A 19581-nucleotide genomic window follows, 5' to 3' on the forward strand; every position below is an offset into this window, starting at 1 on the left:
GTGTTCCGGTCCTACTCGTCGCCGTCCAGGATGCTGTCGGGCTGGATGTCGATGCGCGCACCGGTCAGCTTCGCGGCGAGGCGGGCGTTCTGCCCCTCCTTGCCGATCGCGAGCGACAGCTGGTAGTCCGGCACCAGGGCGCGGACCGCCTTCGTCGAGGCGTCGAGCACGAACGCACTCGTCACCTTCGCCGGCGACAGCGCGCTCGCGACGAACGACGCCAGGTCGGACGAGTAGTCGACGATGTCGATCTTCTCGGCCCCGAGCTCGGTCGTCACGGCCCGCACACGCGCGCCGAGCTCGCCGATGCAGGCGCCCTTCGCGTTGACGCCCGGCTCGTTCGCCTTCACCGCGAGCTTCGTGCGGTGCCCGGCCTCGCGGGCGATCGAGGTGATCTCGACGACGCCCGATGCGATCTCCGGGACCTCGAGCGCGAACAGCTTGCGGACCAGGCCCGGGTGCGTCCGCGACACGGTGATCTGCGGCCCCTTCGCGCCGCGGCCGACGCTCGTGACGTACACGCGGATGCGGTTGCCGTGCTTGTACTCCTCGCCCGGTACCTGCTCCTCGGGCGGCAGGATCGCCTCGACGGTACCGAGGTCGACGTGCACCATCTTCGGGTTCGGACCCTGCTGGATCACACCCGCGACGATGTCGCCCTCCTTGCCGCGGAACTGGCCGAGGATCTTGTCGTCGCCGATGTCCCGCAGGCGCTGGTTGATGACCTGCTTCGCGGCGAAGGCGGCGATGCGGCCGAAGTCGCTCGGCTGGTCGACGGCCTCGCCGACGACGGTGCCGTCCTCGTCGCGCTCCGGCACGTAGACGGAGACCTCGCCGGACTTGCGGTCGAGTTCGACGCGGGACTGCGCGTCGACGGGCTCGTCGTTCTCCGCGCGGTGCTTCTGGTACGCCGTCAGGATGGCGGATTCGATGATGCGGACGAGTTCGTCGAACGGGATCTCCCGCTCGCGCTCCATGAGTCGCAGGACTGCGAGGTCGATCTTCACCGAGGTGCCTCCGTATTCAGCTGAGTCGCTCCCGCGGGTGGATCTGCGCGGAAGTCGGCGACCAGCCTACCTCAGGACGGGCGACGGACGGGAGGCGCGTGGCGGGCCCGCCACGCGCCTCCCGTCCCCCTCTGCTCACCCCGGACACGCGAGACGCGCCCGGCACGACGAGACGCCCCCAGCACGCCGAGACGCCGCCGGATCCAGCGGCGTCTCGATGATGTGGGGGCGTCTTGCGCAGACGGTCCCGTCTGGCGCGATCAGATCGCGCGGACCGCCTCGAGCAGGTCGGCGACCGGCACGTCGCGGCGCTCGCCCGATGCTCGGTCCCACAGCTCGACGACGCCGTCGGCGGCGTTCCGGCCGGCGACGACGACGACCGGCATGCCGAGCAGTTCGGCGTCGCGGAGCTTCACGCCGGGCGACACCTTCGGGCGGTCGTCGTACACGACCTCGAAGCGGTCGCCCTCGAGGGTCTCGACGATCGAGGACGCGAGGTCGTAGGCGACATCGTCCTTGCCGGTCGCGACGACGTGCACGTCGAACGGCGCGACGTTCTTCGGCCAGACCAGGCCCTTCTCGTCGTTGTGCGCCTCGGCCAGGATCGCGAGGATGCGCGTGACGCCGATGCCGTAGGAGCCCATCGTCACCGTGGCCAGCTTGCCGTTCTCGTCCTGCACCTTGAGCCCGAGCGCCTCGGCGTACTTGCGGCCGAGCTGGAACACGTGGCCGATCTCCATGCCGCGCGCGGTCTCCAGCGGACCGGAGCCGTCCGGCGCGGGGTCGCCGGCGCGGACGTCGGAGACCTCGGCGACGCCGTCGGCCGTGAAGTCACGGCCCATCACGAGGCCGGAGACGTGCACACCGCGCTCGTTCGCACCGGTGATCCAGGCCGTGCCGTCGACCACGCGGGGATCCACGAAGTAACGGATACCGGAGGGGCTGTCGGCGCCGAGCACCTGCGGGCCGATGTAGCCCTTGACGAAGACGCCCGGGTGCTTCCGGAAGTCGTCGTCGCCCGCGGCCTCGACCTCGGCGGGCGCGAAGGCCACCTCGGCGCGCTTCAGGTCGACCTCGCGGTCACCCGGCAGGCCGACGACGACGACCTCACGGGTGCCGTCGAGGTGCGTCAGCGCCAGCACGACGTTCTTCAGCGTGTCGGCCGCAGTCCACGGGGCACGGTCGCGCGGGGCGACCGCGTTGGCGTGGGCGACCAGCGTGTCGATCGTCGGGGTGTCCGCGGCCGGCAGCAGCACGGGCTCCGGCTGGCCGTCGATCGGCAGCGACTCCGGGACGGGCGTGACGTAGGCCTCGACGTTCGCGGCGTAGCCACCGGCGCTCCGGACGAAGGTGTCCTCGCCGACCGCGATCGGGTGCAGGAACTCCTCGGACTTCGAGCCGCCCATCGCGCCCGCGTCGGCCTTGACGATCGCGTACTCGAGACCGAGGCGCGCGAAGATCCGCTCGTAGGCGTCGCGCATCGTCTGGTAGCTGCGGTCGAGGCCGGCGTCGTCGATGTCGAACGAGTAGGCGTCCTTCATCGTGAACTCGCGGCCGCGCAGGAGCCCGGCGCGGGGACGGGCCTCGTCGCGGTACTTGTCCTGGATCTGGAAGAGCGTGACGGGGAGGTCCTTGTACGACGAGTACAGGTCCTTCACGAGCAGCGCGAAGAGCTCCTCGTGGGTCGGCGCGAGGAGGTAGTCGGCGCCCTTGCGGTCCTGCAGGCGGAAGATGCCGTCGCCGTACTCTGTCCAGCGGTTCGTCGCCTCGTACGGCTCGCGCGGGGCGAGTGCCGGCAGCAGGACCTCTTGCGCGCCGGCCGCGACCATCTCGTCGCGGATGATGCCCTCGATCCGGGCGCGGACCCGGAGGCCGAGCGGGAGCCAGGCGAAGATGCCCGGGGCCTGACGACGGATGTACCCGGCGCGGACGAGGAGCTTCGCGCTCGTGACCTCGGCGTCGGAGGGGTCGTCGCGGAGCGTGCGGAGGAAGAGATGGGAGAGCCGTGTGACCACGGACGCAAGCCTAGCGGCGCGGCGCTCGCCCAGCCGTCCGGTGACGGACGGGAGGCACGGTGCCAGCCGGAACCGTGCCTTCCGTCCGTCAGACATGCACTACGGCGCGGTGATCACCTGGACGGAGCCGGTGGCGGCAGCCGGGCCCATCTCGTCGGCGATGCGGTTCGCCTCCTCGATGAGGGTCGCGACGATCTCGCGTTCCGGCACGGTCTTGATGACCTCGCCCTTGACGAAGATCTGGCCCTTGCCGTTGCCCGAGGCGACGCCGAGGTCCGCCTCGCGCGCCTCGCCCGGACCGTTCACGACGCAGCCCATCACCGCGACGCGCAGGGGCACGGTCATGCCCTCGAGACCCTTGGTCACGTCGTTCGCCAGCTGGTAGACGTCGACCTGCGCGCGGCCGCAGCTCGGGCAGGAGACGATCTCGAGCTTGCGTTCGCGCAGGTTCAGCGACTGCAGGATCTGCAGGCCGACCTTGACCTCCTGTGCAGGGGGTGCGGAGAGCGAGACGCGGATGGTGTCGCCGATGCCCTCGGCGAGCAGGATGCCGAACGCGGTGGCGCTCTTGATGGTGCCCTGGAACTCCGGCCCGGCCTCGGTGACGCCGAGGTGCAGCGGCCAGTCCCCCGCGGCGGCGAGCTGGCGGTAGGCCTTCACCATCACGATCGGGTCGTTGTGCTTGACCGAGATCTTGAAGTCGTGGAAGTCGTGCTCCTCGAACAGGCTGGCTTCCCAGACGGCCGACTCGACGAGCGCCTCGGGCGTGGCCTTGCCGTACTTCTGCAGCAGGCTCGGCTCGAGCGATCCGGCGTTCACACCGATGCGGAGCGAGACGCCGGCGTCCTTCGCGGCCTTCGCGATCGCGCCGACCTGGTCGTCGAACTTGCGGATGTTGCCCGGGTTCACACGGACGGCGGCGCACCCGGCGTCGATGGCCTGGAAGACGTACTTCGGCTGGAAGTGGATGTCCGCGATGACCGGGATCTGCGACTTCTTCGCGATGATCGGCAGCGCGTCGGCGTCGTCCTGGCTCGGCACCGCCACGCGGACGATGTCGCACCCCGACGCCGTGAGCTCGGCGATCTGCTGCAGTGTCGCGTTGATGTTCGTCGTCGGGGTCGTCGTCATCGACTGCACGGAGACCGGGGCATCCCCGCCCACGAGGACCTTGCCCACCCGGATCTGCCGCGACTTCCGACGCGGGCTCAGGGTTTCGGGGACTTTCGGCAGACCGAGGTTCACTGCTGGCACGGGTGTGACTCTACGCGCTCCCGGTGACGTCACACCTGGTCGGTGACCAGGTCCGTCCCGCGCTCCACGACCGTGATGAGCGGCGCGTACAGGCGCATGAGCGCGAGGGCACGCTCGTGGTCCTCGTCGCTCGCGCCGGCGCACGCGTCGGCGACGACGGTGACGCGCGCCCCGGCGTCCGCGGCGGCCAGCGCCGTGGACACGACGCAGCAGTCCGTGGAGACGCCGGTGAGCACGAGGTGCGGACGGTCCCCGACGACGGCCCGGAGGCTCGTCCCCCACTTGCCGAAGGTCGGCTCGGTCACGACCGGGGTGCCGTGGTCCGTCACCGCGGCTGCGAAGGGCGCGGTCAGGTCGTACAGGGGGTCGGTGTCGGGCACGAGCGCGAACGACCACTCGCGGTAGTACGGCACCCACGCGCCCTGCGGTCGCTCCGGCGCCACGAACCGCGTGAACACCGTGCGTCCGGCGAAGTGCGGCAGCAGTCGCGCCGTCCCCGCCGCGGCCTCGTCGTACCGGGGCGTCGACCAGGGGCTGTCACCGGTGAAGACCCGCTGCAGGTCGATCGCGACGAGCCAGGCGTCCGCGGGCACGACGACACTCACGGCTGGTCCTGCCGGACCGGGACGGTCCGCTGGGCCGGCTGGGCTTCCTGGCGGCGCACGCTCCCGCGGGCCGTGAGCAGCGTGCCGGCGAAGCCGACGACCAGGGCGACGAGGACCCCGAGGTTCGCGTAGGCCCAGGCCCCCTCGCGTCCGCCGAGACCGAACGGGCCGAGCAGGTAGCCCTGCCAGTTCAGCCACGCCGGCACGCCGTACGTGTTGGTGACGAGTCCCCACCCGAGCACCGTCCCCAGCACGACGAGACCGATCGCGGCCCAGCGCACGTCGCCGTAGCGACCACGCACGTCGTCGAGCTCGGCGTCGGCGTACGCGCGGCGCCGCAGCACCACGTCGGCGACGAACACGCCGGCCCACGCGGCGATCGGGACGCCGAGGGTGACGAGGAACGCCTGGAACGGCGAGATGAAGTCCTTCGCGAAGAAGACGACGTAGACGGCGCCCGCGACCATGAACACGCCGTCGACGCCCGCTGCGACCGGTCGCGGGATCCGGACGCCGGCACTGAGCAGGGCAAGGCCCGACGAGTAGATGTCGAGCACGGCGCCGCCGACGAGCCCGAGGATCGCCACGATCGCGAACGGCACGAGGAACCAGACCGGCAGGATCGTCGTCAGCGCCCCGATCGGGTCCGCGCCGATCGCGTCGTCCAGGTCCTTCGACGAGCCGGCGAGCAGGACGCCGACGACGACGAGGACCGCGGGCGCGAGGGCGCCGCCGAACGTCGTCCACCAGACCACGCCACCCGTCGAGGACGTGCGCGGCAGGTACCGCGAGTAGTCCGCCGCCGCGTTCACCCATCCGAGGCCGAAGCCCGTCATCACGAGCACGAGGGCACCGATGACGTTCTGCGCACTGCCCGCCGGCAGGGCACCGAGCGTTCCGAGGTCGATCGACGGCGCCGCGAGCACGACGTACACGACGGTGAGCACGGCGGTGACGACGGTGATCACGGTCTGCAGGCGCATGATCACGTCGAAGCCCGCGATGCCGGCACCGACGACGAGGGCCGCGACGACCACGAGGGCCACGAGCTTCGTCACGACGCCGTCGTCCCACCCGAGCTCGCGGAACACCGTCGAGGTGGCGAGGACGGCCAGCGATGCGAGCGCGGTCTCCCACCCGACCGTCAGCACCCAGCTGAGGAACGACGGCAGTCGGTTCCCCCGCACGCCGAAGGCCGCACGGCTCAGCACCATCGTGGGCGCCGAGCCCCGCTTGCCCGCGATCGCCACGATGCCGCAGAGCAGGAACGAGAACGCGACACCGACGACGGAGACGATCGTCGCCTGCGCGAGCGAGATGCCGAAGCCGAGGACGAACGAGCCGTAGCTCAGCCCGAGCACCGACACGTTGGCGGCGAACCACGGCCAGAACAGCCCGCGGGGTCGCCCCTTGCGGTCGGACTCGGCGATGACGTCGATGCCCTGGCGCTCGACGGCGCGGACCTCTGGCGCGGTGCTCATGCGCTGAGCGTAGTGGGCGCGCGACCCCGCGGGTCCGACCGGCCGCGCTACCCGAACAGGTTGACGGGGCGGACGATGTCGGCGTAGATGAGCAGGGCGCTCATCCCCGCCAGCAGCACGACGACGACCATCGTCAGCGGCATCGTCTTCGCGAGGTCGATCGCGCCCGGGTCGGGCTTCCCGACGAGCACGTACGCGCGGCGCTTCACGGCCTCCCACAGCGCACCCGCGATGTGCCCGCCGTCGAGGGGCAGGAGCGGCACCATGTTCAGCACGAACAGGCCGATGTTCAGCGAGGCGAGCAACCCGAGGATCGTGTACGCCTTGTCGACGACGGGCACACCGCTCATCGACGAGACCTCTCCGATCGCCCGGCCCACGCCGACGACCGACACCGGGCTGTCCTGCGACCGCTCCTGCGCGCCGAACGCGGCGTTCCACACGGCGACGAGACGCTGCGGCAGGTCGATGATCAGGTGAGCGGACGCGGCGATCTGCGCGCCGGTCGCGGGCAGCACCGCGGCGGGCGACTGCCGGACCAACGACTGCCCGATGCTGACGCCGACGACGCCCACGCGCTGCGTCTTCGTGGTGCCGTCCGCGTTCTTCGCGACCGTGCCCTGCTCGGTCACGACGTCACGGGTCGCGAGCTGCGGCGTGACCTCGAGCGTCCGGCGCTGCCCGTCGCGCTCGACGACGACCGTGACCGACTCGCCCGCCGACCGCTGGAAGACCCGGGAGACCTCGGCGATCGTCGGGTCCTGCTGCCCGTCCACCGCGAGCACGACGTCGCCGTCGCGGATGCCCGCCTGCTTCGCGGGCGACTCCGCGTCGCCCGGCGTGCACCGCGTCGCACTGCTCGTCGGCAGCACGCAATCGACGCTCGACGTGAAGGTCGTGGTCGGCGCACCGAACCCGCACAGCAGCACCCCGAACAGCACGATGCCGATCACCAGGTTCATGGCCGGACCGGCGACCATCACGATGATCCGCTTCCACGGCGTCAGCCGGTAGAACGCCCGCGAGTCGTCGCCGCCCGAATCGGCGATCTGCTCCGCGCTGGCCTGGCGGGCGTCCTGCACGAAGGCGCCGTACATCCCGGTGTTCGTGATCGCGTTCGGCTTGCCGGACGCACGGGGCTTGAGCATGCCGACCATCGAGATGTACCCGCCGAGCAGGATCGGCCGGATGCCGTACTCGGTCTCGCCCCGGCGGAAGGACCAGATCGCCTTGCCGAACCCGAGGGAGTACTGCGTGACCTTCACCCCGAAGAGCTTCGCGAAGGTCAGGTGTCCCAGCTCGTGGAGTCCGATCGAGACCAGCAGGCCGACGATGAAGACGACCACGCCGAGGACGAAGAGGAGCACGGATTCGACGGTCACCGTCAGAGGGTACGGGACCCTGCCCATGACGGAGCCGAGCGCGCCCTGAGAGGTCTGCCGTGCCTCCCGGCCGGCCTGGAGGCACGGATCACCGCCGGCGCGCCCGTCACGCGACCGTGTGGCGGGCTCGCGTCGTCCGCTCGCGTCAGCGGGCCAACAGGCGGTCCGCCTCGGTGCGCGCCCAGCGCTCCGCGGCGAGCACGCCGTCGAGGGACGGCTCCCCCGCGATGTGCACGTCGACGACGCGGCGGACCGTGTCGACGATGTCCAGGAAGCCGATCGCCCCCGCATGGAACGCGGCGACGGCCTGCTCGTTCGCGGCGTTGAACACCGCCGGGAAGGTCCCACCGAGGCCGCCGACGTGCTTTGCCAGGTCGACCGCGCCGAACGCCTCGGTGTCGAGCGGTTCGAACGTCCAGGTGCTCGCGGTCGTCCAGTCGAGCGGCACGCCGACGCCGGGCACGCGATCCGGCCAGGCGAGGCCCAGCGCGATCGGCAGCCGCATGTCCGGCGGGGACGCCTGCGCGATCGTCGAGCCGTCGACGAACTCGACCATGGAGTGCACGATCGACTGGGCGTGCACGGTGACGTCGATGCGGTCGTAGGGCACGTCGAACAGCAGGTGGGCCTCGATGACCTCGAGCCCCTTGTTCACCAGGGTCGCGGAGTTCGTCGTCACGACCAGCCCCATGTCCCACGTCGGGTGCGCCAGCGCCTGCGCCGGCGTGACGTCGCGCAGGCTCTCCCGGGAGCGTCCGCGGAACGGACCGCCGCTGGCCGTGAGCACGAGGCGGCGCACCTCGGAGCCGGCACCGGAACGCAGCGCCTGCGCGATCGCGGAGTGCTCGCTGTCGACAGGCACGATCTGTCCGGGACGGGCGGCGGCCTGCACCAGCGGACCACCAACGATCAGGCTCTCCTTGTTCGCGAGGGCCAGGGTCGATCCGGTCTCGAGCGCGGCGAGCGTCGGGCCGAGGCCGACGGAGCCGGTGATGCCGTTGAGCACGACGTCCGCTGCGACGGTCCGGACGAGCCGTTCGGCGTCGACGGCACCGAACGCGGTGTCCCGGACCCCGAACCGGGCCGCCTGCTCGGCGACGAGGTCCCGGTTCGTGCCGGCGGTCAGGCCGACGACCTCGAACCGGTCGGGGTTCCGGGCGACGACGTCGAGGGCCTGCGTGCCGATCGAGCCCGTGCTGCCGAGGACGACGATGCGGCGCCTGGTCGGCGCGGCGGTGACGTCGGTGCCGCGCCCGGCGGTCGTCGGCACGGTGGCGCCGTCGGCACCGGCGGTCGTCAGCACGGTGGCGCCGTCGGCACCGGCGGTCGTCGGCACGGTTCAGCCCTTGGCGAGGATGTCGACGACGAAGACGAGCGAGGCGTCCTTCGGGATGCCCGAGCCCTCGGGCGGGTTCGAGCCGTAGGCGTCCTCGGGGGTGGTGACGATGAGGACCTGCGAGCCGACCTTCTGTCCGACGAGTCCGGTGACGAAGCCCTTGATGAGCGAGCCCTCGGAGACGGTGAAGGTCGTCGGAGCGCCCTTCGACCACGAGGAGTCGAACTCCTTGCCGTCCGCCAGGGTCACGCCCTTGTACTGCACGAGCGCGGTGTCGCCGTTCTCGATCGTCGCGCCGTCGCCCTGCTTCAGGACCTCGACCTCGGTCTTCGACGGGGCCGTCGCGCCCGACGGGATCGTGATCTCCGGCTCACCGTCGGCCTTGTCCTCGACCGTGGGAAGCGACGGGTCCTGCGTCTGCGGGGTGCCGGTCGCCTTCGTCGGGGTCTGCGCGACGACGTCCGCCACGACGACGATCTCGCCGCCGGTGTTGAAGCCGAGCGCCGAGGACTGTCCGACGACCGCGACCCGGTCGCCGACCTTCGTGCAGGCGAGCAGGGCGCCGAAGCCGGTGCCGCCGACCGAGAGCACCTGCGGGTTGCCCTGGTCGAACCCGACCGCGCCGAGCTTCGAGGCGTCCGAGGCCTTGTAGACGGCGTAGGAGACCTGGGCGAACTCGCCGTCCTTGAGTGCCCTGCCCGAGCCCTCCACCACCGTGGTGGCCTGCGGGGTCTTCGCGCTGAGCCCCTTGTCGAAGGTGACCTTCGGCGCTTCCGTGCCGGCGACAGCCCCGGTGACCTCGATGCTCTTCGACGCCGAACCCGACTCCGGGCACGACGAGATGGGCGTCGCCGTGGCGCTGGACGACGCGCTCGGCGAGGCCGAGGCGTCACCAGAGCCGTTCCCGGAGCAGGCGGCGAGTCCGAGCACGACGGCGGGGACGATGGCGATCGGGAGCAGGCGGAGACGCTTCACGGGGACCTATCCTGCCGCACGCACCTTGGTGACCGGCGTGTGGTGGACGGGGAACGCCACCGAACGCGCGATGAAGCACAGTCGGTTCGCCTCGGCGTGCGCGGTCTCGGCGTCGGCGACCCGGTCGGCCTCGAGCACCGTGACGACGGGGCGGAGGGTGACCTCGGTGACCTCGCCGGTGCCGTCGCGGTGCACGTCGAGCGACGCCGTCGCCGTGTCCTCGTAGTCGACGACCGTGAACCCCCGCCGCACCGCCACGTAGAGGTAGCTCATCATGTGGCACTGGGCGAGGGCGCCGAGCAGCATCTCCTCGGGGTTCCACCGGTCGCGGTCGCCGCGGAAGGCCGGGTCGGCCGACCCCGCGATGGGGTGCTTGCCCGCTGCGGTGACGTCGTGGTCGCGGCCGTAGTCCCGGTAGCCGCTGGTCCCGGTCCCCCGGTCCCCGGTCCAGCGGACGGAGACCTCGTAGGTGTGGTCGGTCACGGTGCGCTCCTTCGTGCTGGTGTTCGGTGGGCGGAGCGTGTCCCGCCCGCTCGTGCTGGTGCTCGGTCGGCGGAGCATGTCCCGCCCGCTCGCTACGATGACGACATGACGGTGAGCCACGACGTCCGCACAGACCGCCATCCTCTCACCGCCGAGGGCTCCGTCGAGCTCGCGGTGCTCGACCGGAACGGCTTCGACGAGAGCCGCCACGTCGGCGCCGGCGTGGTGGTCGCCGCGGACGGGACCGTGCTCGACGCCGTCGGCGACGTGAGCGCGAGCATCTACCCGCGCTCCACCATGAAGCCGTTCCAGGCACTGGCGATCCGTCGCGCCGGTGCGGTCTTCAGCGACGACGAACTCGTCCTCACGACGGCCAGCCATGCCGGGACCGTGCCGCACCAGGCCCTCGCGCTGCACATGCTCGAGTCCTTCGACCACGTCGAGTCCGACCTCGGGTGCCCGCCCGACCTGCCGTTCGACCGCGCCACCGCGCGCACGATGGACGGCCCGCGCCGCCTGGCGATGAACTGCTCGGGCAAGCACGCCGGGATGCTCGCCGCGTGCCGTGTGAACGGGTGGGACGAGGCGACCTACCTCGAGGTGACGCACCCGCTCCAGCAGCGCGTCCGCGAGACCGTCGAGGAGTACACCGGCGAGGTCGTCGACGTCGTCGGTACGGACGGCTGCGGTGCGCCCGTGTTCCCGCTGACCCTGCGCGGACTCGCGCGCGGCTTCGCCGGGGTCGTCGCACGGTCGGACGCGGACACCGCAGCGCTCGTCGACGCGGTGCTCGACCACCCGTGGGCGATCGACGGCGTCGGGCGCGCCAACACCGTGACGATCGAACGGCTCCGGGTGCTCGCGAAGTTCGGCGCGGAGGGCGTGATGGTGATGGGCCTGCCCGGTGGTGCGGCGGTGGCCGTGAAGACGCTCGACGGCTCCCAGCGCGCCGGGACGCTCGCGGCCCTCACGCTGCTCGAGCGCAACGGTCTGGTCGACGCCGCGGGGGTCGCGGACGTGCTGGCCGCCACGGGCGAGCAGGTGCTCGGCGGTGGCGTGCCGGTCGGCACGGTCCGCGCGGGGTCCGGGTTGCGCTGACCGGCTGCTGCGCTCCCCCGTCGGAGCGCACCGCATCCAGGGCACCTCACCCTGGTACGGGAGCGAGGTCCGCACCGAGCGGATCGCCCGGAGACCGGGTGCCCACCAGCAGCGGGAGCACCGGGTCCAGGGGCACCGGTCCGCCGCCGCCGCTGTCGCCGCCGCCGCTGTCGCCGTCGCCGTCGCCCCAGACGCGACAGCCGTGGCGCGTGACCTCCAGGACCCGGTCGTGCCGTCGTGGGAGCAGACCGACTCCGGGCACGAGCACGACGGTCGCCCACGGCCGGCCCAGATCGTCGAGGCGCGCGGCGACGGCTGTGCCGGTCGGCGTCGGGCGGAGCCCGGGTGGCGCTCCCGATCGAGAGCCGTCATCGGTGACGATCCGGACGTCCGGACCCGGCTCGTCGGTACTGACGGCATCGGCCGCGGCACCGACGACCGCGGCACCGACGACCGCGGCACCGAGGACTGCGGCACCGTCGACCCCGGCATGGTCGGCCGCCGCCGTGCGACCGACCCCGAGCCCGGTGAGCTGCGCGCCGAGCGCCTCGAACACCGCGCGCGCACAGGGGCCGGGCCCGACGACGACCACGTGGCACGGCGCGGACGGCCCCACCTCGACGCTCTCGGTCCCCCCGTCCGGTCGTCGACCGAGCACCAGCGTGCCGCCGGCATCGGCGCACGGGGCCGAGGGCGGGTCACGGTCGGCCACACGGCCCGACTCGCCCGCGCCGGTGCCGCCTGCGGGCACGGACCCGTGATGTCCCGAGGTGTCGACCGGGCCCGGCGGCAGGGTGACGACGACCCGGGGCGGACCAGCACCGGGAGCACGTACCGTCAACGCGTCGAGCACCGCGCAGCACGCCGCCGCCGCGAGCAGCACCACCCTGGCCGTCCCGGCGAGGTCGGCGAGGACCCCGACGAGCACGAGCACCACGGCCGACCCGACCAGGCACCATCGAGCGACGAGCGGAGACATGCCGAGAGCCAAGCAGCCCCATGTGTCCGTGCTCGGACTCTTGGGGCTGCTTGTGGACGCAGTGCGACGAGGGCCCCGCTGTGGAGGACGGTCGTCGCCGCTGCCGGACTACTGCACGAGGAAGAACTGCTCGCCGATGTCGACCCGCGCGCCACGCTCCACCCGGTAGCGACGTCCGGGTTCGCAGCGCCGGATGCTCCCGTCGATGTGCCGGATGACCGTGCCGTTGCCCGAGTGTCGGTCCGACACCCAGAGGTCGTCGCCGTCACGTCCGAGCTCGAGGTGCGTCTTCGACACCGACTTGCCGGGGTCGTGCACCGTCAGCAGGTCGTCGAAGCGCTCCGCCGGCTCCGGGCGTGGCAGACGCCCGAGCAGGCCCGTCCCGTGGACGGCGGTGCGCTCCCCGGTGCTGAAGTGCAGCACGAAGGGCGCGGTCGACTCGGTCTTCACGACGATGCGCGTCTCCTCGACGTCCTCGTCGGGGTCGAGGTCACCGCTCGACGGCACCATCGCGATGTCGACCGGCGGGAGGACCGGCCCGATCGAGCCCGGGATCGGCGGTAGCGGAGCAGCGCGCGGGACCGGCGGCAGGTCCTGATCACCGGTTTCGACGCCCACGCCGTCGCGGACGTCAGCGTCGGTGGACCGGGCCGAGGACGGCACGGTGGGCGAGACCGGCTCGGGCGGGATCGCCGCGCCGTCGGTCGCGCGCTCGGGCTCCTCGACCTCGGACCGCGCCCCGTCGACGTCGTCGACGTCGACCGGGCCAGCATCGGCCGCACCGGCATCGGTCGCGACGTCCGCGGCCCGATCACGCTCGGCGGCTCGGTCGCCGTCAGCGACGAGATCGCCGTCAGCGACTCGATGGCCGTCGGGGGCGCCGGTCGCCGAGTCGTCGTCGAGCTCGGACGCTCCGGACCCGCCGTCGACGCCGTTCTCCGACGGCTCGTCGCCGGCGCGGACCTCGTCGTCGGCTGCCCAGTCCGGCCGGGCCATCGGCAGCGGGACGACCGGGCCGGTGAAGGCCGCGGTCACGGTCGGACGGACGGCACCGCACTCCGCACAGAAGATGTCGTCGGGCTCGAGGGTGTGGCCGCACACTGGGCAGGTCGCAGGTCCGCTCCCCGGAGCGATCAGCGGCGTCGGCGCGGGACGACGATCGACCAGGGGTTCGACCACCGCGGTGTCGCCGGCACGGGACTGCTCGTCACCGGACGACACCTCGTGCTGGTCCTCGACGGGCGGATCGGCGGCGGCGGGACCACGCCCGACCCACCAGGAGGGTCGCGAGGGCGCTGCCGTCGGCTGCTGCGCGACAGGAGGAGACCACACCGGGGCCGCAGGCGGTTCGGGGCGCTCCGACGTCGCGTCGGTGGTCGGCGCGAGCCGGGTGCGTTCGGTGTCGGCGAGCTCGCCGGACGAGGTGCTCCGGTCAGCCGAGGCGAGCGGGTCCGGGGAGGACGGGTACGCATCGGGGTCGAGGGGCGGCTCCACCTCCGGAGCACCCGCCCGCAGGTCGGCTGCGCCCGACACGGCCGAGGTGCCCGCCGGACTCCCGGTCTCGCCGGCTCCGGCGCCGGTCGCGGGGGTACCGGTCGCGTCGCTACCGGTTGCGGCGGTACCGACCGGATCAGCACCGATCGCCCCGGTACCGGTCGATCCCGTCCCGCGGCGTGGTCGGCCCGGGTCGCCGTCCTCGGGTCGCGCCCACGAGGGTCCACCGACCGGAGCGCCGGGGACGGCGTGATCGGGCGGACCCATCGGCCCGGCCGGTGCTGACGGACGATCGGGCACGGGACCCGGGGACCGCCGGTCCTCGCCGGTGAGCCAAGCACGCGTCGCGGGGTCGAGCGTCGCCTCCGGCAACCACGCCTCGGCCGCCGGGTCGGGCCGGTGACCGTACTGGTCGGGCTGGCGGAGCGGCGGCGGTGGGGTGTCGTCCGCGGGCGCCGCCGGAGCGGGCCGGCGGTTCGCCGAGACGTTCACCGACCGCCCGCACTCACCGCAGAAGATCGCGCCGTCCGGCAGCATCGATCCGCAGTGTTCGCATCTGATCACGGTTCGCCTCTGTCCTCACTCGGCCGTCCACGACGCTCGCCGGCCTCCGGACCATCGTAGTCACGGCCACCGGGACGCCCCTGGTCGCCCCGGCCCCCGACGCCGACGCCGACGTTCCCCCGACCGGCCGGTCCCGTCCCGGCGACCAGGTGCGGTCGCCCGGCGCCGGACCAGACGGACCGCAACGACACGGCCGCTCGGAGGCGTTCGCGCCGGTTCCGCCCCTCGCGCAGGCTCTCGATCGCCTCGTCGGTCGCCGACCACATCCGGTCGGCGGTCGCCGGGTCGACGTCGTCCGGCCCGAAGACACTGCGGTCCGCCAGCGCGGCCAGCCCGGTACCGCCACGGCCGGGAGCACCGGCGACGGCCTCGCGACGGGTCGCGCCTCCGGGCACGGCGTGCCCCCGGTCGAGCAGCGCGTCGCGGTACTCGTCCCACGCACCGGTGACGCGGGCACGAGGGGTCGGTGCCCTGCGTCGTCGGCGTCGCCGGACCCGCTTGCACAGCAGCACGGTCGCGAACGGCAGGAGGACGAGGGCCACGAAGCCCAGCGTCGCGAGGACCCACGGCATCGCCGCGAGCAGCACCTGGAGCCACAGCGGCGGCACCGGCGGTGTCTCGCGGTCGGTCTGCGGCGGCGCCTGCTGGTCCTGGTCCTGCCGCTCGACGGGCGGCGGCGGGACGACCGTCTCCGGGCGCGTGACGGGTTGCGGGGTCTGGTCCTGCTCCTCCGGGATCTCCCGGACGACGGGGTTCGGGTTCAGGGTGACCCAGCCCCACTGTGCCGTGTCCACCTCGACCCGCGCGGTCACGTCGGACCCGCGTAGCGTCGTCGTCCCGCCCGAGCTGGCTGTCCGGCCGGACGATGAGGCGCCGGAGTCGCCGCCCGGGGTGAACCCCATCACGACCCGCGACGGGAACCCGATCTGCCGCGCCATCAGTGCAGCTGCCACCGCGTACTGCTCCTGGTCGCCGATCATGACCGGCGCGGTGAGGAGCTCCTGGATGCGGTCCGCGCCGTGCCCGGAACGGCTGGCACGGTCGTCGCCGACGCCGTGGCTGACGTAGCCGGTGCTGGTGAGCCACCGGACGGCGGCGACGAGCTTCTCGCCGTCCGTCCGGGCATCGGCGGTCGTCGACTCGACGCGCTCCCGCACGGCGTCCGGCACCCCGGTCGCCGGCGGGACCGCAGCCGTCCCCGGCCGTGCCGAGGCGAGCTGCTGGTCGTCCGGCTGGTCGGGCAGCACAGCGTCGAGGTCGTAGCGGGTCCCCGCCCCGACCCCGCCGACGACGGCGCCGGTCGACGTCGCACGGTCGTAGAAGAAGGAGCGCCGCGCCTGCTCTGCGCCGTCCCCGCGGAAGGTGACCGACTCCAGGTCCCCGACGGTCGGCAGCCAGACGCCACGGTAGGCGTCGACGTCCACTCCGACCCGGAGGTCGCTCCCCCGCACGCCGCCGACGTCGACGGTCGTCGGCACCCGCTCGAACGTGCCAGACACGGACGCCCCGTCGTCGCCGCCGACCCGGAACACGACGCCGTCGTACGTGTCGAGGGTCGCGATCCGGACGAACCCGCCCTGCGGCAGCCCCGAGACGCGCAACTGCGCCGCGTCGGCCGAGCCGGTCTCCTCGTACGCCCGGAAGGTGCTCAGCGGGCTGACCTCGTCGCGGGGGTCGAAGGGCTTGACGACGTCGGTGCGTGCGACGGTGCGGCCGACCGACGGCGGCGCGACCAGCCCGAGTCCGGTCGCGACGACCGCCGCCGCCAGCACGGTCCCCGTCCCGACGAGCGCGGGTCGCGCCACGGACCGCCACACCGGGACCGGCGCGCCGACGGTCGTCGCGACGGCGGCCGCCCTGCGGGAGTGGCGGACGACGAGCGCCCAGACCAGGGCGATCCCGCCGAGCGCGACCGCGGTCGCGACCGGCACATCGAGGCGGCTCGGTCCGACGACGACACCCGCCGCGAACAGGACGAGGGCCGGGATGCTCGCGGTCTCCGGTCGGGAGGCGCGGGTCGCCACGGTCACGGCCGTCACCGTGGCGACGAGGGTCGTCACGAAGTACGGCACGAGCAGGGACTCGTAGGACCCGACCGGCAGGCTGACGGTGACGAGGCGCTTCCAGTCGAGCGCGACGCCGGCGAAGAGGTCGACGAGGCCCGGCCCGGTCGGCAGCAGCCCTGCGGCCTCGGCCGGGACCGCGACTGGCACGCCGGTCAGGGTGAAGACGGCCACGGTCAGGACGCCGACGACCAGCGTCGGCAGTCGCCCGAGCGCGCCGGCCCACGCCACGGCGGTCCCGGCGACGACCGCGGTGACGCCGGCGGTGACCATCGAGCCGTCGCGGTGGACCGGCCACCAGGCGGTGCTCGCCACCGCGACGAGGAGCCAGACGACGAGCGTGCCACCGACCAGCCGTGCGGGCGCGCGCCGGCGAGCCGCGCGACGGGTCGCACGACGGCTGCGCGTCCGTCGGTCCGTGGACGTGGTACTCACGCGGCGGCCGCCGATCGGTGCAGGGCCTGGCGCAGGTCCTCGAGGTAGCCGACGGTCAGCACGGTGAGACCGGCGACACGGAGCACGCGCGGCTGGGCCTCGGGCTCGCAGGTGACGGCCACGACCTCGACCCCGACGGGGAAGCGCGTCGCGGCGAGCCGGAGCGCCGGCAGCCCGACCGCAGGACCAACCACCAGGAAGGCGACCGAGATGCCCGCGGTGTCGTTGCCGACGATCCCGGCGACCTCGGCGACGGGCAGGCACGCATCGGAGAGTCCGACGGTCGCGAACTCGTCCAGCAGTCGGGTCGGGGTGACGGTGGTCAGCCGGTGCACCGCCCGCACCGGGCGTTTGGCGTACTCCGGCGTGCGCTCGGACACGACGACGGAGACCTCCCGGCCGTCCCGGACGGCGCGCGCGCCGAGGGACGCGGCGACGCTCACGGCGAGCTCGAACTCGTCGTCGTCGTCGAACTCGGACCGTCGGGTCGCGAGGGCCACCACGAGGTGGGAGCGCCGGGTGTCCTCGAACTGCCGGACCATCAGCGCGCCGGACTTCGCGGTCGACTTCCAGTGGATGGTGCGCGGGTCGTCGCCGGGGACGTACTCACGCACGGCGTGGAACGCGATGTCCGCCGAGGAGAGGTCGGTCGTCGCCTGCCCCTCGAGGTCGCGGACGAGTCCGGTGCTCGTCGACGGGATCGCGATCGTACGCGGGTGGACGATCACCTGCTCCCGGGCGGTCCAGACGACCTCGCGTCGCACCAGCCCGACCGGGTCGGCCCGGACGCCGGTGACCGGACCGACGTCGAGGACGCCCCGGCGCACCGTCGGCACCGGCACCAGTTCCTCGAACACGCCACCGGGGGCGACGGACGGCACCGCGACGTCCACCAGGCCGGAGCCGACGGGCAGCTCGACCGTGGTCGGCACGGACGGCAGCCGCGCAGGGTTCTCCGCGGTGACCACGACCCCGGCGTCGTCACCGACCGCCACGCGGTGCTGCGGCAACCGCATGCCCACGACCAGACGGGTCCGCCCGACGAGCGCGACGGCAGCCACGACCGCGAGCACGGCGCCGGCGAAGCCCACCACCACGACCTCACGCAGTCCGGAGCGGTACCCGACCACGAAGGCGACGACCGTGACGGCGGCGACCGTCCACCCCAGGCCGGTGACCACCGCGGCGACCTCGGCCCACAGACGTCGTGCGGTCCTCCAGGCCGCCGCCCACGCCTTCGCCGCACCGACGACCGCGTCGGCGGCGACGCCCTCGCGGTCGCCGACGAGCCGGGTGCGCACGTTCGTGAGGCCGGCGACCGTCGTCGTCCGTTCGGGCGAGACCGGACCGCGACGGGACCTCGTGCTGCCGCGTCGCGTCCTGGTGCCGGTGGGACGGCGGTCGGTCACGACGCCGCTCGGTCGGCCGGTGGCGGCGTCTCGACAAGGAGCTGCGCCACGACGCTCGTGGCGCTGACCCCGTCGAACTCCGCCTCGGCGTCGAGCACGAGCCGGTGGGCCAGCACCGGGACGGCCAGTGCCTTCACGTCGTCCGGTGTGACGTAGTGGCGGCCCTGCACCGCGGCGTACACACGGGCGGCGCGGACGAGTCCCATCGCACCGCGGACGCTCACGCCGAGCCGGACCTCGCTCGCGGCTCGGGTCGCGTCGACGAGGCGGGCGACGTAGTCGGCGATCGTCGGGTCGACGTGGACGGTGCGGGCGAGGGCCGCCATCTCCGTGACGGTCGCCGCGGGGACGACGCTCGGCAGGGGCACCGAGGTGGACGGTGCCGAGGAGGTCTCGAGGATGCGGACGGTCGCGGCGTGGTCCGGGTAGCCGATCGAGGTGCGCACGAGGAACCGGTCGAGCTGGGCCTCGGGCAGGCGGTACGTTCCGGCCTGCTCGACGGGGTTCTGCGTCGCGATCACCATGAACGGGGCCGCCAGGCGGTGGTTCACACCGTCGACGGTCACCGCCGACTCCTCCATCGCCTCGAGGAGCGCGGACTGGGTCTTCGGGCTCGCCCGGTTGATCTCGTCGGCGAGCACGACGTTGGCGAACACCGGGCCCCGGTGGAAGTCGAACTCCTGCGTGCGCTGGTCGTACACGCTGATGCCCGTGATGTCGCCGGGCAGCAGGTCCGGGGTGAACTGGATCCGGTTCGTCGACCCCTGCACGCTCTGCGCCATCGCCCGGGCGAGGCTCGTCTTGCCCGTCCCGGGGACGTCCTCGAGGAGCAGGTGCCCCTCGCTGAGCATGGTCGTCACGGCGAGCCGGATGACGAACGTCTTCCCGAGGAGCACCTGCTCGACGTTGGTCACGATCCGGCCGGCGACGTCGGCGAACCAGGTGGCCTGCTCGGGGGTCATGCTCATGCGGTGGTGTCCTCGTTCTCGGGGGCGGGATCG

At 73.0% G+C, this 19581-nt stretch carries 15 protein-coding genes and 1 pseudogene; 1 reads left to right on the plus strand and 15 read right to left on the minus strand.

Going from position 1 to position 19581, the window contains the following annotated elements; genetic code table 11:
- Nucleotides 1–11 precede the first annotated feature (11 nt).
- The 9 genes from nusA to C1N91_RS09090 form a co-directional block, all read right to left on the minus strand.
- Nucleotides 12–1007 (minus strand): transcription termination factor NusA, encoded by a 996-nt coding sequence (nusA, locus tag C1N91_RS09050; RefSeq protein WP_137767453.1) that lies wholly within the window; start codon nucleotides 1005–1007, stop codon nucleotides 12–14.
- A 260-nt stretch (nucleotides 1008–1267) separates the two neighbouring features.
- The gene (locus C1N91_RS09055; protein WP_137767454.1) at nucleotides 1268–3022 is read right to left on the minus strand and encodes a proline--tRNA ligase; all 1755 of its coding nucleotides are present in this window, start codon (nucleotides 3020–3022) and stop codon (nucleotides 1268–1270) included.
- Nucleotides 3023–3121: 99 nt separating this feature from the next.
- A complete protein-coding gene (ispG, locus tag C1N91_RS09060; protein WP_137768757.1) occupies nucleotides 3122–4255 on the minus strand; it encodes a flavodoxin-dependent (E)-4-hydroxy-3-methylbut-2-enyl-diphosphate synthase in 1134 nt (377 codons plus the stop codon).
- A gap of 50 nt (nucleotides 4256–4305) precedes the next feature.
- Nucleotides 4306–4881 (minus strand): cysteine hydrolase family protein, encoded by a 576-nt coding sequence (locus C1N91_RS09065; protein ID WP_137767455.1) that lies wholly within the window; start codon nucleotides 4879–4881, stop codon nucleotides 4306–4308.
- Nucleotides 4878–6362 (minus strand): purine-cytosine permease family protein, encoded by a 1485-nt coding sequence (locus C1N91_RS09070; protein WP_137767456.1) that lies wholly within the window; start codon nucleotides 6360–6362, stop codon nucleotides 4878–4880. Before C1N91_RS09070 ends, C1N91_RS09065 begins: the two co-directional genes overlap by 4 nt.
- 47 nt (nucleotides 6363–6409) lie before the next feature.
- A complete protein-coding gene (locus C1N91_RS09075; RefSeq protein WP_254678202.1) occupies nucleotides 6410–7744 on the minus strand; it encodes a M50 family metallopeptidase in 1335 nt (444 codons plus the stop codon).
- A 145-nt stretch (nucleotides 7745–7889) separates the two neighbouring features.
- The gene (locus C1N91_RS09080) at nucleotides 7890–9014 is read right to left on the minus strand and encodes a 1-deoxy-D-xylulose-5-phosphate reductoisomerase (protein WP_137768759.1); all 1125 of its coding nucleotides are present in this window, start codon (nucleotides 9012–9014) and stop codon (nucleotides 7890–7892) included.
- 69 nt (nucleotides 9015–9083) lie between these two features.
- Complete coding sequence (locus C1N91_RS09085) at nucleotides 9084–10055, minus strand: FKBP-type peptidyl-prolyl cis-trans isomerase (RefSeq protein ID WP_137767457.1); 972 nt, start codon at nucleotides 10053–10055, stop codon at nucleotides 9084–9086.
- Nucleotides 10056–10061: 6 nt separating this feature from the next.
- Entirely contained in the window at nucleotides 10062–10538 is a 477-nt protein-coding gene (locus tag C1N91_RS09090; protein ID WP_137767458.1) for an OsmC family protein, read from the minus strand.
- Nucleotides 10539–10643: 105 nt separating this feature from the next.
- On the opposite strand from C1N91_RS09090, the gene C1N91_RS09095 reads away from it, so the two are divergent.
- Nucleotides 10644–11636: an asparaginase gene (locus C1N91_RS09095; protein WP_137767459.1), complete on the plus strand. Its 993-nt coding sequence runs from the start codon at nucleotides 10644–10646 to the stop codon at nucleotides 11634–11636.
- A 46-nt stretch (nucleotides 11637–11682) separates the two neighbouring features.
- Here the strand turns inward: C1N91_RS09095 and C1N91_RS09100 are convergent, their stop codons facing one another.
- The 6 genes and pseudogenes from C1N91_RS09100 to C1N91_RS09120 form a co-directional block, all read right to left on the minus strand.
- Nucleotides 11683–12615, minus strand: coding sequence for a hypothetical protein (locus C1N91_RS09100; protein WP_137767460.1), 933 nt, complete (start codon nucleotides 12613–12615; stop codon nucleotides 11683–11685).
- A gap of 108 nt (nucleotides 12616–12723) precedes the next feature.
- The gene (locus tag C1N91_RS09105) at nucleotides 12724–14148 is read right to left on the minus strand and encodes an FHA domain-containing protein (RefSeq protein ID WP_254678203.1); all 1425 of its coding nucleotides are present in this window, start codon (nucleotides 14146–14148) and stop codon (nucleotides 12724–12726) included.
- 456 nt (nucleotides 14149–14604) lie between these two features.
- Nucleotides 14605–14673 (minus strand): annotated as a pseudogene (locus C1N91_RS17215) (zinc-ribbon domain-containing protein); the annotation flags it as partial.
- Nucleotides 14670–17171 (minus strand): transglutaminase domain-containing protein, encoded by a 2502-nt coding sequence (locus tag C1N91_RS09110; protein ID WP_137767462.1) that lies wholly within the window; start codon nucleotides 17169–17171, stop codon nucleotides 14670–14672. The pseudogene C1N91_RS17215 and the gene C1N91_RS09110, both read right to left, overlap by 4 nt.
- Nucleotides 17168–18580 carry a DUF58 domain-containing protein gene (locus C1N91_RS09115; protein ID WP_137767463.1) on the minus strand — a complete coding sequence of 471 codons (1413 nt, stop codon included), beginning with the start codon at nucleotides 18578–18580 and terminating at the stop codon, nucleotides 17168–17170. The genes C1N91_RS09110 and C1N91_RS09115 overlap by 4 nt, the downstream gene beginning before the upstream one ends.
- Nucleotides 18577–19548: an AAA family ATPase gene (locus C1N91_RS09120; protein ID WP_137767464.1), complete on the minus strand. Its 972-nt coding sequence runs from the start codon at nucleotides 19546–19548 to the stop codon at nucleotides 18577–18579. Before C1N91_RS09120 ends, C1N91_RS09115 begins: the two co-directional genes overlap by 4 nt.
- Between the last annotated feature and the right edge of the window lie 33 nt (nucleotides 19549–19581).

Origin of the sequence: Curtobacterium sp. SGAir0471 (assembly GCF_005490985.1) — a bacterium.
Classification (GTDB): domain Bacteria; phylum Actinomycetota; class Actinomycetes; order Actinomycetales; family Microbacteriaceae; genus Curtobacterium.